General features: G+C 54.9%; 13 protein-coding genes. 9 read left to right on the forward strand and 4 right to left on the reverse strand.

Going from position 1 to position 16,077, the window contains the following annotated elements:
• The first annotated feature begins 42 nt into the window (after positions 1–42).
• From HMPREF9695_RS02695 to HMPREF9695_RS02705, 3 genes are all read left to right on the forward strand, one after another.
• Positions 43–1,242: an LptF/LptG family permease gene (locus tag HMPREF9695_RS02695; protein WP_024922089.1), complete on the forward strand. Its 1,200-nt coding sequence runs from the start codon at positions 43–45 to the stop codon at positions 1,240–1,242.
• Complete coding sequence (locus HMPREF9695_RS02700) at positions 1,239–2,492, forward strand: LptF/LptG family permease (protein WP_006019241.1); 1,254 nt, start codon at positions 1,239–1,241, stop codon at positions 2,490–2,492. The genes HMPREF9695_RS02695 and HMPREF9695_RS02700 overlap by 4 nt, the downstream gene beginning before the upstream one ends.
• A 140-nt stretch (positions 2,493–2,632) precedes the next feature.
• A complete protein-coding gene (locus tag HMPREF9695_RS02705) occupies positions 2,633–3,847 on the forward strand; it encodes an aminotransferase class I/II-fold pyridoxal phosphate-dependent enzyme (RefSeq protein ID WP_006019242.1) in 1,215 nt (404 codons plus the stop codon).
• 32 nt (positions 3,848–3,879) lie between these two features.
• Here the strand turns inward: HMPREF9695_RS02705 and HMPREF9695_RS02710 are convergent, their stop codons facing one another.
• Positions 3,880–5,046, reverse strand: a complete 1,167-nt coding sequence (locus HMPREF9695_RS02710; protein ID WP_006019243.1) for a hypothetical protein — start codon at positions 5,044–5,046, stop codon at positions 3,880–3,882.
• 107 nt (positions 5,047–5,153) lie between these two features.
• On the opposite strand from HMPREF9695_RS02710, the gene HMPREF9695_RS02715 reads away from it, so the two are divergent.
• From HMPREF9695_RS02715 to HMPREF9695_RS02725, 3 genes are all read left to right on the forward strand, one after another.
• Positions 5,154–5,900, forward strand: a complete 747-nt coding sequence (locus tag HMPREF9695_RS02715; protein WP_041711801.1) for an SDR family NAD(P)-dependent oxidoreductase — start codon at positions 5,154–5,156, stop codon at positions 5,898–5,900.
• Between the two features lie 178 nt (positions 5,901–6,078).
• Entirely contained in the window at positions 6,079–7,050 is a 972-nt protein-coding gene (locus HMPREF9695_RS02720) for a fatty acid desaturase family protein (RefSeq protein ID WP_006019245.1), read from the forward strand.
• A 127-nt stretch (positions 7,051–7,177) separates the two neighbouring features.
• Positions 7,178–8,869, forward strand: coding sequence for an ArnT family glycosyltransferase (locus HMPREF9695_RS02725; protein WP_041711079.1), 1,692 nt, complete (start codon positions 7,178–7,180; stop codon positions 8,867–8,869).
• A 10-nt stretch (positions 8,870–8,879) separates the two neighbouring features.
• Here HMPREF9695_RS02725 and HMPREF9695_RS02730 read toward each other — a convergent pair whose 3' ends face one another.
• Together HMPREF9695_RS02730 and HMPREF9695_RS02735 are read right to left on the reverse strand one after the other, a co-directional pair.
• The gene (locus HMPREF9695_RS02730; RefSeq protein WP_006019247.1) at positions 8,880–10,466 is read right to left on the reverse strand and encodes a hypothetical protein; all 1,587 of its coding nucleotides are present in this window, start codon (positions 10,464–10,466) and stop codon (positions 8,880–8,882) included.
• 81 nt (positions 10,467–10,547) lie between these two features.
• Positions 10,548–11,639, reverse strand: a complete 1,092-nt coding sequence (locus HMPREF9695_RS02735) for an SGNH/GDSL hydrolase family protein (RefSeq protein ID WP_006019248.1) — start codon at positions 11,637–11,639, stop codon at positions 10,548–10,550.
• A 213-nt stretch (positions 11,640–11,852) separates the two neighbouring features.
• Between HMPREF9695_RS02735 and HMPREF9695_RS02745 the strand changes: the two genes are divergently transcribed.
• From HMPREF9695_RS02745 to HMPREF9695_RS02750, 3 genes are read left to right on the forward strand one after another with little or no spacing between them, the layout of a single operon-like run.
• Complete coding sequence (locus tag HMPREF9695_RS02745) at positions 11,853–12,284, forward strand: hypothetical protein (RefSeq protein WP_006019250.1); 432 nt, start codon at positions 11,853–11,855, stop codon at positions 12,282–12,284.
• 10 nt (positions 12,285–12,294) lie between these two features.
• Positions 12,295–12,444: a DUF5989 family protein gene (locus tag HMPREF9695_RS26560; RefSeq protein WP_006019251.1), complete on the forward strand. Its 150-nt coding sequence runs from the start codon at positions 12,295–12,297 to the stop codon at positions 12,442–12,444.
• Between the two features lie 9 nt (positions 12,445–12,453).
• On the forward strand, positions 12,454–14,286 hold the full coding sequence (locus tag HMPREF9695_RS02750) for a carbamoyltransferase family protein (protein ID WP_006019252.1): 1,833 nt from the start codon (positions 12,454–12,456) through the stop codon (positions 14,284–14,286).
• A gap of 8 nt (positions 14,287–14,294) precedes the next feature.
• Here HMPREF9695_RS02750 and HMPREF9695_RS02755 read toward each other — a convergent pair whose 3' ends face one another.
• Complete coding sequence (locus HMPREF9695_RS02755; RefSeq protein WP_006019253.1) at positions 14,295–15,740, reverse strand: ArnT family glycosyltransferase; 1,446 nt, start codon at positions 15,738–15,740, stop codon at positions 14,295–14,297.
• Positions 15,741–16,077 lie beyond the last annotated feature (337 nt).

Raw genomic sequence — 16,077 nt, forward strand, 5'->3', positions numbered from 1 at the left:
CTTGTTTGCACTCGAACGCGTTTTGAGGCGGGGGCGATGCTAATGCCCAATCAGAAAGGAGCTGCCTTGCCTCGGCTCTACGTCGTGAAGTTTCTGATGCGGGTTCTCGTTCAGGCTGCGCTCGTCGTTCTTCTCATCGAAGCGATCTTCATGACCGAGAAGCTAAACGACGTCCTGCGTTCCGCGTTGGCTCAGAACGCGAGCTTTAAAACGATATTTGCGCTTTTATTCCTGCGGTCGCCCGAAGTATTCGGGTTGGCCATTCCGCTCGCGCTCTTGGTTGCAGTTTACCGGGTCACACTGCGGTTTCGAGAAGATCGGGAGCTTCTCATTTTGTCGGGAATGGGAATCGGCTCGTACAAGTTTCTTTGGCTGGCTGCAGGCATCGGGCTGGCGGCGCAAATTTTGTCGCTTGTCATCTCGGGCATTGTCTCGCCGGCTGCGGTATTCGGTCAGCGACAGCTGCTTTTTGATGCCCACTATATGGCTTTGCGGGGCGGAATCTCGGCAGGACAATTTTATGGTTTCGGCCAGTACACAGTATTTGCTGGCCCCAATACGAAATCGGATGCCCGCCGTCTTTTTCTGCACCGGGCTGTGGGTGACGAGGAGCAGGTGGTTATTGCAAAGCAGGCATCGCTTGAAGGGCCACGCGACGACGGCACGATGACTCTTCATCTGCAGGACTTCGCTTCAACGTGGTTTGCGTCGGTTGCAAGCTTCGCCGAAGCTGAAGCAGCGGCTTCAGAGCATTGTCCGAAGTGCTCAGGGATCACGTCGTTTGAGCCTGTTTCGAGCACCCGGGTCGGTAATCTGACTCAGGAGCTGGAAGTCAACGAACTGTTTGCCTTCGATCCTCGCGGCTCGCATCCGTCGGAACGTACTTTCCTAGATCTTGTAGGCCTGGGGTCGGCGGCCGTGCGCCCCGATCCAAATGATGCGTACGAGCTTGGACGCCGGATGGGCCGGAGTCTGCTTTGCCTGTTGGCGCCACTTATCGCTGGAATAGCGATTGTGTTCACAAACCGGACCACACAGGTTGCAGCACTTCCCGTAGCCTGCGCTCTTTTGATGTGCGTCGATCTTTTTTTTGGCGTGCTCGTTCAGCAGACTGCCGATTTCGGGCCTCTGGCGGGAATCCTGTCTCCGATCATCGCGTCGATTGCCCTTTTGGCCGTTGGCGCAAAGTGGCTGTCGTTTGCACAGAACGCTCTGGTCAAGCCGGGCTTGTCGCGCGCATGAGCGCCGTTCTCGAACGGTTGCGTGGAAGCGCGTTGCGGCCACGCCGCAATGCGCGGCTGGCGTTTTTTGGATTGTACACCCGATATACGTTTCAGGTTTATGTGCAGCATATCTGTGTTGTGCTTGCCGGATTGTTGATCGCGGCTCTAACCATTGACTTATCCACGCAGGTCCGCGAAGTGCTTGCTGCACCGCCTGCCGCAGCCGGCTTCGAGATTCCGCTGCGGCTAGCCTGGTATGCCCTTCTCAGGTCCGCCGATATAGCAACGCGCCTGCTGCCAATCGGGTGCTTCCTGGGCGTGCTTTCGGCAGAAGTTGCGATGACGGTGGGGCGAGAGCGCCTCATAATTTCGAACACCGGCCGCTCCCCCTTCCAGTGTGTCGTCCCCGCGGTGCTGCTGGGAATTGTGTTCGGAGGTGTACAGTTCACCTTGGACACGTTTCTGCGTCCAATGGCGATGATGGCCCAGATTTCTGGCCGGCTTGGCGATGACGGCCGCAGAGCCGACCGAACCATCGACAGGGGACAAAGGTGGTTCGCTTCGAAGGACGCTTTGATGAGGGTCCGTATCGAATATGGGCCCCCACCAGTGTTGCGGGATTTGACCGTCTTCGCCACGGGAGACGATGGGCAGCTCCGGAAGGTGCTCACGGCGGCCTCGGCCAGCCCGGAGCCGGGCACCGGTTTTTGGCTGATTAAGGACGGCAGGCTTTGGGTGGCGGATGGAACCGGCTCGCGCGGCTTTACGGTCGAAGTATCTCCGCAGACGGGCCAAGCGCGAGCCGATCTTGGAATGGATCCCGTATGGGTGAGCCACCTCGAGATAAGTCCGGCATACCTGCCTCAGGCTGTTCTTCACTCGCTCGCGGACTCGCCCGGCGGCGTCTTTGATCCCCGTATTTACCGGATGATGATCCAGGTTCGTTATGCGGACTGGTTTCTTCCGGGGAGCATGATCCTTCTCGTAACCGCCCTGTCATTGTTTTTTTTGCGCCATGGAAGCTCCTTCCAGCGCGTGATAATGGTGGCGTTGATCGGGTACGTTGTGCATGTCGCCTTGCGGGCCATCAATTTGCTGGGCGGGCACGGCTACATCTCACCGTGGATTGTAGCCTGGTCTATTCCCTGTGTTCTTATCGTCGTAGCGGGGGCTGTTTTGACGCTGACCCATGCCCTTGGCACCGGAGAGGGAATGCTGCGGCTGCTTCGCAAGCTGTTTGGAAGGTTTTCAGGAGGGTTTCGTCAATGATCCTATATTACCAAGGGTTTGACGGAACCGGAATATTGCATGAAAATTGAGCAATAACGGACTATGCGAAAAATTCGTGATTTCGATGAGCAAATTAGGTACTAACGTAAGCATTATTGAGGGCAGGGTGGATTATCGGAATGGGGTCGGGGTCTCTTTTGGAGTTCGCCTCAAAGCGTGCGCGCCTTGCGGGCAAGTCAATACTCGATAGCGGTAATCCCTGGTTTGTCCCTTTAGATCGCCTGCGGAGCGATGCGCAGTCGCGTGGAAGATCGCTCGTCAGTTTCGCGAATTACGACTACCTCGGTTTGTCGGATCGCCCGGAAATCAAGAAGGCTTCAGCCGAAGCACTTGAGCGCCACGGCGCCGGCGCGCTCGGCTCTCGGCTCGTTGGCGGCGAGCGCTCGATGCATTCCGAGTTCGAGCATGCGGTCGCGGATTTCATTGGAGTGGAGGCAAGCCTCACGCTGGTCAGCGGTTATCTCACAAATCTGACGATTATCTCGCACCTGCTCGGTGTGAAGGACTTGCTTCTGATCGACGAGCTTTGTCACAACAGTATCCTGGCAGGGGCCAAGAACGCGAAGGCTGAACTTGTCGCCTTCCGGCACAACGACCTTGAGCATCTGGAATCCATTCTCAAGGAAAAGCGCGGCAGCTTCCGCAATTGCCTTATTGTTGTGGAAGGCCTGTACAGCATGGATGGAGACATTCCCGATCTCCCCAAGCTGCTTGAGCTGAAGTACCAGCATAACGCCTGGCTCTTGGTGGACGAAGCGCACTCATTCGGTGTGCTCGGCAAACAGGGGCGGGGGATCAGTGATCATTTTGGCGAAGATCCAAACGACATCGATCTCATTGTCGGAACCCTCTCCAAGGCGCTCGTATCCTGCGGAGGATTTCTTTGCGCCAGGCAGGAGATCATTGACTGGTTGAGGTTCACGCTTTCGGGGTTTGTCTACAGCGTGGGTCTGTCTCCCGTCATAACAGCGACGGCTCATGCCGCACTCGACATCATCGCAGCCGAACCCGAACTTCCGGAGCAGCTGAGAGTCGTATCCGAAATGTTTCTTGCGAAAGCCCGTGCCGCCGGATTGAACACCGGTCCTGCAATAGGCCGAGCTGTAGTACCCGTAATGTTCGGCGACCTGCGTTCAACCATGCTTGCATCGCAGGAGCTTTTGAAGAAAGACATCTACGCGCCGCCGATCGTGCATATAGGGGTGCCCAAGGATCTACCCCGCATCAGATTCTTTCTTTCAAGCCGTCACCGGGAAGCAGATATCGACAACGCTATCGCTGTTCTCAAGGAGCAGGATTTTCAGGCTGCGCCCGCGATCGAATCTGTTTTCTAGACAGACGTTCGGCATTGAACGGCCTGCAATCTTCAGCCAAGCGGCTTTTCAAATAGCCGGTATCGCTTTTTCTGTGCGGCCCCGACTAGATCAATCACGTTCTTTACACCTTCGTTCTGGTCGAGAATCCAAGACAGTTCCCCGATCGGTGTGCCATTCTCGATATTGAAGATGCGCGTCTCCTGAATCACCATCAGAGCAAGGGCCGCGCCGAGCGGAGAGCTTTGCAGCGCCTTTCGAACGCCCATAAGCGGCATCCTTGCGGTGAATGGCTTTCTGATCTTGAGGCGCCACAATATCTTCGCCCAGCCGAACGGGAAGAGTTTCCCGCCAAGATCGCGGATAACTTCATTCAGGTTGGGCATGATGAGCGCAAAAGCGACAGGCGCCCCGTTGTATTCGGCAATGGCCACGTCGCCCGGGCGCAACAGGATTCTAAAAACGGTGGCAAGATCGGCAATCTCGGCCTTTGTCATCGGAACAAAGCCCCAATTGTCTGACCACGCATCGTTGATGATGTCGAGCAACAAAGCGATTTCCTGATTGATATTCTTGCTGTCCTTACGGATTGGCCTGACTGTTATGCTGGCACGCTTCCGGCCCCATTCGACAAGCCGTATTGCACGATCCGGGAATGGCAGCCTTCCGTCATATTCGTAGGTCAGTAAATCCTGTACAGGGCTGTACCCGGCAGCGGTAATGTGCCGCTCGAAATAACGATGGTTGTAGTTCATCATCACGCTCGGAGACGCATCAAAACCGTCGACTAGCAAGCCCGGCTGATCCCAGAGTGAGAAGCTGACTGGTCCGACGATCCTGCGGATTCCGCCTACGCGTGCCCAGGACTCAGCGGCCGCAAGTAGTTGGCCGAACACGGCAGGATCGTCGACGGCCTCGATGAACCCGAAATGTCCGGTGGCATCCCGATGCCGGTCCAGATGAAGCTGATCGATCTGCGCTGTGATGCGGCCGACCGGCACTCCATCCCGGTAAGCGGTCCAGAATTCAGCCTTTGCATGCTGAAAGAAAGGATTGTGCTTCGCCTGAAAATGAAATTTTCTTTCAAGCAGGAGCGGGGGTATCCAGTGTGGATCGTTCCTGTAAACCCGATATGGAAGAGCATGGAAATCGCGCCAATCCTTGCGCGTCTTCACTTGCCTGATATCGACAGGTCTCGTTTCTTTTGTGACATTCAGCATCAGATGTTCTCAAAGCCGGAAATCAAAATCCCCATGGGCGGCCATCCGTATATGAATTGCAGGGGGACGGGTCAGATTGCAACAGCCGTAGCGCTGCGGGGGATGCATTGCGCAGAATATTGATTACGGGAGCTTCCAGCGGGCTGGGGGCAGCATTGGCGGAGGCCTATTCGGCGCAGGGGACAAGTCTCATTCTAATGGGCCGAAGCGAGGAGCGGCTTGCGCAGATTGGGGAGCGCTGCCGTGAAAAGGGGGCGGAGGCTCAGACCATCAGCCTGGATGTTCGCGACACAAATCGCTTCCTCGCGGAAATCCGGCGTCTCGATGCCGAGGCGGCAATCGATACGTTTTTCCTGAATGCGGGCATAGGGGGCGTTTCTTCGCCGGATTTCGCCAGCGAAACGACTGAGCGGGTGAAGGAGGTGTCGGAAGTGAACTTCCTGGCTCCCATGCTCGGCGCCGCTCTCGCGGGCGAATTGATGGCAGCCCGGACCGGCGGCCGGATTGTCCTGATCGGATCGATCGCTCAGCAATTTCCGCTCCCGATGGCGCCGTCATATTCCGCCACCAAGGCGGGGCTGGCGATGTATTCGGAGGCGCTCCGCCTGCGGCTTGCAAAATACAACGTCAAAATCACGCTGGTCTCGCCGGGATTCATCGATACGCCTATGAACCACGGCATGGATGCACCGAAGCCTTTCCTTATTTCCGCGGAACGTGCGGCGGCGATCATTCGGAAGCGGGTTGGAGAGGGGGCCGAGAGGATCGTTGTTCCCTGGCAGTTCTCATTCCTTGCCGTCCTCGCTGGGCTGGCGCCTCGATCGCTGGTGGCTGCGGTGCTAAAGCGCGTATAGCCCCGTGGTGGCGCGACAGTGGTCCTTGTTCGGACGTGCCAAGGGTCAATCGAACCGGCTCGCGTCATCCGACCCTGTTGCCAGCAATTCTGTGTTCCGCCTATTATATTTCTCAGGCAGTTGTATTCCGCGCTCCACCGGCTGTCGGAGCCGATCTGATTGTCGAGAAGGTCCTTTGATGCACCCTCGCGTTACTGCGGATTATCGCACGATCCTCTGGGTTGTGCTCTCCACGGCGCTGGCTGTGGCCCAATATGCTTTTCCGTCGCTCTCGCCCTATGTCTGGCCGATAAGCTGCTACTTTGCGCTGGCCTGCGGCGTAATCGCTCACAACCACAATCATTGCCCGACATTCGAAAATGCGAAGGCCAATCACTTCTTCGCCAACTGGATTTCGATTTTTTACGGGTATCCGACCTTTGCCTGGATACCCACGCACAATATGAATCATCACAAATACGTCAATCGCGCAGGCGATGCGACAATCACCTGGCGGCATTCCAACAGGCACACACTTTTTATCGCGGCCACATACTTCTTCGTTTCGAGTTACTGGCAGAGCGTTCCGATCCGATCATTCATTGCCAAGGCGCAGGAAAAGAACGGGCCGCTCTACCGCCGGATCGTTTTTCAGTATGTGTTCTTCGCGACGACCCACATCGCGCTGGCATGTCTGGCAATCGCCTTGTACGGCCTGAAGGCGGGCCTATTTCTCTACTCCATGGCATTTCTCTTGCCCGCTTTCTTCGCGCTGTGGACTATCATGTTGTTCAACTACGAGCAGCATGTGCATACGGATCCTTGGTCTGATTTCAATCACTCCCGCAATTGGGACGGCCGGCTTCTGAATTTCCTGCTGTTCAACAACGGGCTGCACGCTGCGCATCACGAGACGCCTGGCACGCATTGGAGCAAATTGCGACCCGTTCACGAGCAGCTTGCGCCTCATATCGATCCTCGTCTTGTTCATCGCAGCATGTGGGGATATTTTTTCCGCCAGTACGTGATTGCTCTGTTCTTTCCGGCATTCGGGACGCAGCAGATGGGGCGGGCTCCATTTGACCCGCCGGACGGAAGGCCGGCAAGTTTGCAGACAGCCGAAGTTGACCTGGGGGACGCCGGTGTCACTGCCGATATGATCCGCGGATAAATGCCGCTGACCAAGTCGTTCCGGTTTTACGGAACGTGTAAGGTCGCCGGCGGACCGATATTTTGATAACCGATGATTCAAGACGTGGATGGTGACATTGCGACGGAGCTTGGGGATACGAACGTGGTTGCTCGCTCCGATATTCTGGATTCTCTTCGTCGCTGCCATATTGCGACTGATTGGATTGGGCTGGGGACTTCCTGCGTCCGATGGCTGGGACAGCGATGGAATTGCGCCTCGCGATTTCCTCGTCGGGGTTTCAAAAACATATGTGCCTGGTGATTATTTCACCTATCCGCCATTTCACCTTCTGATTTTGACAGTTCTCACCTTTCCGGGCTGGCTTGCCGGGATCATCAATGCGTCATCAATAGCGCCTGCGGACATTGTCTCGGAGTTTATCAAAACTCCGTACATGACCTTCTTTGCACTGGTCGCGCGTCTCACTAGCGCTGCGATGTCGCTCGGCACCATTTATTATGTTGGAAAGATTGGCGAAGAACTTGCCGGAAGGCGCGGGGGGGTATGTGTCGCCGGTGTATGTGCGCTGAATGCAACTCTCACATACTATGGGCATACCACGAACCTGGATGGTCCGTATTTATTCTGGTCCAGTCTGGCAATTTTGTTCTGGGTCCGCGCAATCGCGCGCCACGATCTTGGCCAGATTCGCTTTATGACACTTTGCAGTGTCGCTGCCATCGCCACGAAGGATCAAGCTTATGCGATCTTCTTGCTAAGCCTGCCGCTAAGCCTCATTCTCTGGTTTGCTATAGATGCCTGGCCAAGAAAGAATATGCGACAGGTTTGTGTTGTGCTTCTTGTATGGTTTTTGATCGGACTGTTGCTATTGCTGCTCATCGATGGAGCCGTCACAAATCCGACGGGGTTTCGCGCAAGGTTGGCTTTTCTCACCGGTAGCGCAAGCCAATCTCATGCGTATTACTCCGCAAACTGGAACGGCTATATTCAACTCTTGAAGGATGGCTGGGGCAATATCGATCGATATTATCCGAAGGCAACTGCTGTCGTTGCGGTCATAGGGTTCTGCATTTGGATTTTCCGGCCTTTGGGCAATAGAGGCCGATGGGTCGCCGGATTCGTTCCATTTCTGGTCGCGCTGTCGTTCACTCTGTCGTTCAACTTCGTTGTTTTGCGCTCCGAGAACCGCTTTTTGCTGCCGCAGTCCATTTTTCTGGCCGTGTATGTTGGTTTGGCGATCGACGAGTTGATATTTTCCAGACAACGGACGCTTGCCTTTCTGTCTCGCCTCGGCGTGCTTGTCATCGGCTGTGTCGCTTTGTTTCACTGTATGGCCGTCGATGCGGCCTTTCTGAACGACCCGCGATACGCGGCCGAGCGGTGGCTGGAATCACATGCATCGCGCGCCGATTTGATCGAAACCTACGGCCCAAACGTTTATTTGCCCCGCTTCCGGGGGCTCGGACGTGTCACACGGATTGATCAGACGCCGGTGGGAAGCCGAAGCCGTCTTCCGGGCGTGGATGAAAGCGCAGAGCCATTCGAACTCGCTGTGAGCCGGGCGCCGCGATTCATTGTCCTCAGTGAGTTCTGGGCGATCCGCCACCTGACGGATGAAAAGGAATTTGGCGATAGTGGCAGGATTTCTTCCGCCGAGCAGAAAGCGCATTTCCGGGAAACTGCCGTCCGCAAGTACTTTCGGGATTTGCGTGACGAGAAATTGCCATATCGCATCCGTTACGAGGCTGGCCCTTCTTCGAAATTCTGGCCCCCGGTTCGGGTTCATGAATCCATTAATGAAAAAATTCTCATTTTCGAACGGATCGCTGACAACTGAGCGAACTGGGTTAAGGCAGTTTCGAAAACTTGGATGCGGCATTTGCATTCGAAGTTCTGTAGAGCCGGAATGCGCCGATCGTGGAGACCGTGCTGAGCCCCTCAATGATTTTGCCTGTGAGAGGCTCCTTGCCATCTAACAGTCGATCGTCGTGAACGATAACATAGTTAAATTTGTCAACGTGTGACTGGAAATCCAATCCCGCTTTTATGAAGGTTGGAGGAAGATCCGAAAGAAACGTGTTGGATCGCTCCGGCGCGTTCTGTAGTTCAAACCGCTTATAGCGCAGCGGCTGTTGACCGGCAAAAGTGAATAGCGACTGCGGAATCGCGTGTCGTTGCAAAACTGCGAAGGCGCCGATGTGATACAGACCGGCAGCGCGGGTACCGAGGTCTTTATCTGTTGTCCCGTCTCGTACAAAAAATATCGAAGAACCCTCGGGTACTAACTCCAGCACACGGAAAAGCGTTGTCTGCTCGTCCCGAGCAACGATCCACTGCTGAATATGCAGAATGCTAATGCTAGCTGTGATCAGCGCGATCATGATGGCGAAGGAAGGAAACGGCTTGATGTCCGATTCTCTTGACGAGTCTAGTGACGCGACAAGAAAGAACAGGCCAGCCAGCATAATGCGCCAGCTTACGAAATTCGTCTCTTCAATCTTGGAGGGAAGTGCAAAGAAAAGCAGAACGCACAATATGATCGCGATCGTCGCGCCCGGTCTGTAGCGAAACCGGCTGAAATAGATCGCTAGAAAGAAGGCGATGCAGGCCAAAACCAGCAAGACATCGTTGATGAACGGCGTTCCGAGATCAATCAGGCGATCGAGATCGCTGATCCGTGAATAAGGCGGCTGGAAACTGCGAAATGTTTCGACTGATGAAGTTCTTTCGGACCGCGTATGGGTGAGCCATAGGAGCGCGAGAAGTGCGGGCGGAAGAGCCTGTAGTCCGTCGCGGGTTAGTCGCGCAAGCAATCTCATGATGGAGTTGAGGTTCCATATGCCGAGATTTTCTTTTCTGAATGACCAGCCCAGAACGAAAATGCCGTAGCAGGCCCATGCATAGAAGTGGATCAGATAGAGACACGTTGAAAAGGCGGTGGCGCCGAGCAACTGCGTCCGCCAGCGGTTTTCGTCAAGCGATGCCCACCACGCCGCCGCCCATAAGGCGACTCCAATCCCGAAGTTGAAGCTGAGAAACCCCTTGTTGAATCCCGTATTAAAAACGAAGGGGAAAATCAGGAGGGGAGCAAGAGTCCATCGGCCGACAATGGCTTTGTTGAGTGCGAAGCATCCACTGATGGTCACTACGCAGCTCAGGACGACGAAAATCTTGCCCACATATTCCAGCGGGATGAAGCGTCCTGCCGAAAGTGCAAACAGGTCCCAGCCCAGATTGGGCACGGGCGAATAATCGACGCTGAAATAATGCTTGAATGTCGGATCGTCGAGATTTTGCAGGATGTAGGCGCGGGCGAGGTGATTGGGGTAGTCCTGAAGTCCAGGATACTGAAACAGGAAAATCGGAAGAAACGCGATCAACGATAGCGCGACGGCCCATCCCACTATGATCCGCTTACGATTCGCCTCGTCCATATTTGCATTCCCGAAATTCAGAGGCCGATATGCGCAAATTATTATTGGAGTATTGCCGCGAACGCAGTCGGAGATGGAGAGTCAGTTCGTCGTTGCATTGGGGAGTAATCGGTCCTGCATGGCGCGGAATATGATTTCGTTCCCGGCCTCGGAGTAGTGGAAGTCTCCCGGTACGAAGAGTCTCTCATACCAGTTTGGAGCCTTGTCCCGTTCGGCAAAAAATACCGGGAACAGGCTGACGAACGCCTTGCAGTGATCTTGGCAGAATTTACTCCAGATCCGGATCTGCCTGTTGTCGCGGTCGTCGCGCGCAAGTTGCGCTGGCCACGGATAGACGACAATTGTAAGGGGGATCATCTTTTGCTTCAGAAGCTCCGCCAATGCCGTCATGTTCTGAACGGACCGCGCAACGCCACCTTCTACTCCGAGAGGCTGGTATCTTGCTGCAGAAGGATTTCGATAGAGCCATTCGGTCCGGAAGGCATCGAGAGGAAAGGGCGGCTTCGGCGGATCGACTTTCTTTTCGATCCAATCGCCTATGGCGTCTGTAACTTTCAAATGGCTGCTGACGAATGATTTCTTTGACGCAGGAGGCTTTGCATCAGCAGGATCGCAAAAGGCCCTGTATTTGGGATCGTCATCAATACAGAAATAACTTGATGCTTCGTCGGTCACATCGGAAAGATCGGAAAAGACGACCACTTCGTCGAAGTGAAATCCATCTGAAAGCAACGCCTGAATTTTCTTGAAATAGATTGACGGCGAGTACGACGCGACTCCAGCGTTCAGAAATTCGATCTTTTCCTTACGATTCTGGCCGGCGCTATAGAGTTTTCCAGCGAATGTTTGCTCAAATGGCAGGCCGATGCCCTCGGTGAAAGAGTCGCCGATCAGCAGGATGCGGCGGTTCGGGGAAACCTTGGCAATTTCTCTCACCGCGGCGTCCTTGAAGCCAAGGCTGTTTGTGAACAGCCTATAGCGATTGTTCCCCCAATAGTCGTATCCGTCGAAATTGGCGATCAAGCTGTGGTGATAGCGATAATCGAAAATCCGGTATCGGCGTGGATCCCCCATGGTCAATGCCGTAAACGCGAAATCGAACGCCAGATAGAGCACGAAGCAATAGAGCAGGAGCATCAAGCCGAGCGCGATCCGCCGTTTGTAATCAGTCATTGCCGACCGTCCCGACGCGTCGGCCAGTTGTCTCTTCCGCCGGCAAAATCGAGGTTTTGCTGAATAGGCGTGGCTTTAAATCCGCCCGGCATGGGGGCGCCATCGAACTGTACTTTTGCATCCAATATGCCGATAAGTATGCTATTACGTCTTTGATTTTTAACTGAAGTTCGACTTTGGCCGCAACAGACATCATCTCTCCGCGTGACATTAATGCCCTCCGTGGATTTTCATGAAGATTTCGCCAGGCAGGATTCCGTAACCCGGGGTTCGGATCGTGCTTTTGGCTTTGTCATGACGGGTGCTTTTGCGCTCTTGGCAGCCATCAACCTCTGGCATGCTGGGCGGATCTGGCTGTGGATGGGGCTGATCTGCGCGGGGTTTCTCGTTTCGAGCCTTGTCCGACCGTCGGTGCTGGCGCCGCTGAATCTTCTCTGGTTCAAGCTGGGTCTTTTCCTACACAAGATTGTCAATCCTATCGTCATGGGGCTGCTTTTCTATTTTGCCGTCCTTCCCACGGGACTTGTCATGCGCCTGATGGGCAAGGATTTGCTGAGACTAGGGCTGGATCGGCGTTCTGAAAGCTATTGGATTGTGCGACAGCCGCCGGGGCCGCAGCCCGAGGCGATGCGGGATCAGTTCTGAGAGGCCGGGTATGGATTTCCTGACAGAGTTCTGGCGTTATATCCGTGTCCGGAAAAAATTTTGGTTGTTGCCGATCCTGATCATGATGGTCGTATTTGGGGGGCTTGTGCTCCTGACCAAAGGATCAGCCGTGGCGCCGTTCATCTACACCCTCTTTTAGGGCTCGTTGATGCGCGTTTTGGGAATTTCCGCCTTTTATCATGATGCAGCGGCCGCCCTAGTCGATGAGGGCCGCATCATCGCTGCGGCTCAGGAAGAACGCTTTACGCGCAAGCGGCACGATGCGGAATTTCCTGCACAGGCCATCGCATATTGTCTCGAGAAGGCAGGCTACGCGATCGAGGACCTCGATCACGTTGTGTTTTACGACAAGCCGTTTCTGAAGTTCGAAAGACTGCTGGAAACCTATGTCGCGTTAGCGCCGCGCGGGTTTCGGTCGTTCAAGCTTGCGGTGCCCGTCTGGCTCAGGGAGAAGCTGTTTCAGCGGAGCCTGCTGCAAAAGGAACTTGAGAAATTTTCGGATCAGTTCGACGCCGCAAACAAGTTTCTCTTTTGCGAGCATCATGTCAGCCACGCCGCGTCAGCTTTCTTTCCCTCTCCATTTGAGAAGGCTGCAGTTCTGACGATGGACGGCGTCGGTGAGTGGGCGACAACTTCCGTTGCGGTGGGCGACGGAAACCGACTAAACATCATCCAGGAGATTCATTTCCCTCACTCGCTCGGGCTCTTCTATTCGGCCTTCACCTATTATCTCGGCTTCAAGGTCAATTCGGGCGAGTATAAAATGATGGGCTTGGCTCCTTACGGGCAGCCAAAATATGTCCAGCTTATTCTCGACCATCTGATAGATCTGAAGCTGGACGGCTCGTTCCGGCTGGACATGACCTATTTTGACTATTGTACTGGCCTGACGATGACGAACGAGCGGTTTTCCCGATTGTTTGGAGAGCCGGTGCGCACGCCTGCCGATCAGCTTACAAGTTTTCACATGGATGTGGCAGCGTCGATCCAGGCCGTGCTCGATGAAATTGTTATTCGCCTCGCACGGGGTATCGCGAAACAAACGGGAGAGAGAAACATCTGCCTTGCCGGTGGCGTCGCGCTGAATTGCGTGACCAATGGAAAGTTGCATCGCGAGGGAGTATTTAGTGGCATCTGGGTGCAACCCGCTGCAGGCGATGCAGGCGGCGCGGTGGGTGCGGCTTTGGCCGCAACCCACATTTTTGCGCAGCGTCCACGTCACGTCAGCCGCATGGATGGAATGTCCAGTGCTTTGCTGGGACCTGATTTTTCCCAGCCCGAGATCGAGCGTCGTTTGACGGAAGCGGGCGCCAGGTTCAGTTCGGTTAGTTTTGACGAAATGATACAAACGACCGCTCGCTGCCTTGCACAGCAGGATGCGGTTGGATGGTTTCAGGGAAGGATGGAGTTTGGTCCGCGTTCTCTCGGTGCGCGCTCCATCCTCGGGGACCCGAGATCGCCCAAGATGCAGCAGACGCTCAACCTCAAGGTCAAATATCGCGAAAGTTTCCGCCCGTTTGCGCCTGCAGTACTGCGCGAGGATGTGAGTGACTGGTTCGAATTCGATGCCGACAGTCCTTATATGTTGATGGTTGCGGGCGTCAGGCAAGACAAGCGTCGCACGATGACATCGGCAGAGCAGGACCTGTTCGGCATCGATAAACTGAATATTGTGAGATCAGAGATTCCCGCCGTCACACATGTGGACTATTCGGCGCGACTTCAGACTGTAGATGCGGCATCAAACCCCATCTTTCATCGCCTGCTGCTTCAATTCAAGGACATTACAGGCTGCCCTGTGCTGGTCAATACGAGCTTCAATGTGCGGGGAGAGCCGATCGTCTGTACGCCAGAGGACGCGTTCCGCTGCTTTATGGGGAATGAACTCGACGTGCTCGTCGTCGGGAATTGCATTCTAAAGAAGCAGGACCAGGATCCACGCCTCAAGCAAGACTATAGCAGTGCGTTCGATCCTGACTAAGTGAATGCTTAATTCTTGGGCAAATCCGACTGCGTGCCGTTTCTCAACCGATAGACATGCATTCCGCCGTCCTGTGCGGACAGAACAAATCTTTGGGACAACGCTTCGCGAATCTGCGGCGGAAACAGGTCGGTCTGTGTATTGACCGCAGACAAGGGTCTCTCAAGAATATCGGTGTGGACGACAAGGCAGCGCACATCGGGGCGGATGAGATCGTTCTGCCATACCTCGACCGGAAACATCCCGCTTCTTACGAGATGCGTGAACTGATAAGGCGTGGCGATAACTCGATTGTTCAGACTGAACTCGAATCCGGGTTCGTCGGCGAGTACAACGTCCTGCTGCCCAATGCCGCAAATCTGCCGAGCCTTGGTAAGGATGGCTGACTGCTTGGGGGTGTTCTCAATATCTTCAAGAGAGCTACGGACTGTCGCAATTCCCACCCACAAGGACTGAAAGGTTGCAACGGTTGCAACGATGGGCGATAGACGCGGCGGAGCACTTTGCGAAAGGACGATCAGAGCTGCGACGCAGGGCTCCATCCAGTAGTTGCTCGCACTTCCTGTCTTGGCAAGCAGCAGCAGGGTCCAGAGGACGCTGGCTGCAAGCGCGGATAAAGTTACACGGGTATTGATGGACGACCGCTCGCGAAATCCGCACCAGGCTGCGAAGCCTATGAGTGCGGCGAAGAACGGCAACCTTGAATATAAGTTGTCGAGCCAGATCGACAGGACCAGCGGTTGGGCGGTCGACATCACCAGATGTGAGATCCATGCGCCGCCGCTCGCTTTCTGCAATAAGAAGGCGATGGGGGCAGAAACCGCCAAAGCCCCCAGCACAGTGAAGCCTGCAGCCCTTCGGTCGATGAGAAGTGTCGCGAGAAACGCGCCCGCTCCCAATCCGATAATGTGCGGCTTCAGCCATGCCGCCAAGGCGAATAGAACGCCGGCAAGGAATCCGGATCGTCCGGCTTTGACTGAAAGTAGTAGTCCTATCCCAGCCAAGAAAAGTGCAGCGCTGTCCGGCCGGCCGGAGGACCCGTAAAGGATAAGGACGTAGGTGCCGGCGATGAACAGTCCTCCCAGGCCTGTCACCCAGCGCGAGGATTGGCGTGCGGAAGCAACGATGGCGCAGATCAGCCCCAGCCAAAGCAGCGTAGCAATAATCCTGCTTCCCAGAAGCGCAGCCGATCCGGGAAGCAATGAAACCAGCCAGGACCAGAGTGGAGGATAGAGCACATAGTATCGTGTCGGCGGCTCGCCATACTCGTGAGTACCTGCGATTGGATCGATGTAGAGCGGCCGGCCTTCACGGATACGAGAGGCTTCAAAAAGAATCTCGCCTTCGATCCCGACGGGCGGGCGGCTTTGCGATGTGATAATCGCGCACGTCATTGCGGCTGCGCCCGCGATCAGAAGTATGACCAGAAGTGCTCGGGTCGCCCAGCTTCCCATTAATAGGTCTTTGCTTTCCAGAGAGTAAGTATGTTGTATCGCTCGCGATTTAGAAATGATAGTTGCCGGGCGCTAGTTGGATTTTATGAGGTAGGCGCTGACGCGATCCCTGTTCTTGACTCGTAGTATCCTGTTTTTGCTGGAAGTTTCCCTGTTCCGAACCTCAGGGAACTTTTCAAGAAAGCCGTGCACGCAGCCATTTTTGCGACTATAAGTATCTCGTATAACCTGAAAATTTGATATTCCCTGTAAAATTCCCTATTAGCAGGGAATTTCTATGGAGACGGGTGCGATCAGCACTGCGCTGCCAGCCAAACATTCCTTGTGGATTAAATCA

It is taken from the genome of Afipia broomeae ATCC 49717 (genome assembly GCF_000314675.2).
Lineage (GTDB): Bacteria > Pseudomonadota > Alphaproteobacteria > Rhizobiales > Xanthobacteraceae > Afipia > Afipia broomeae.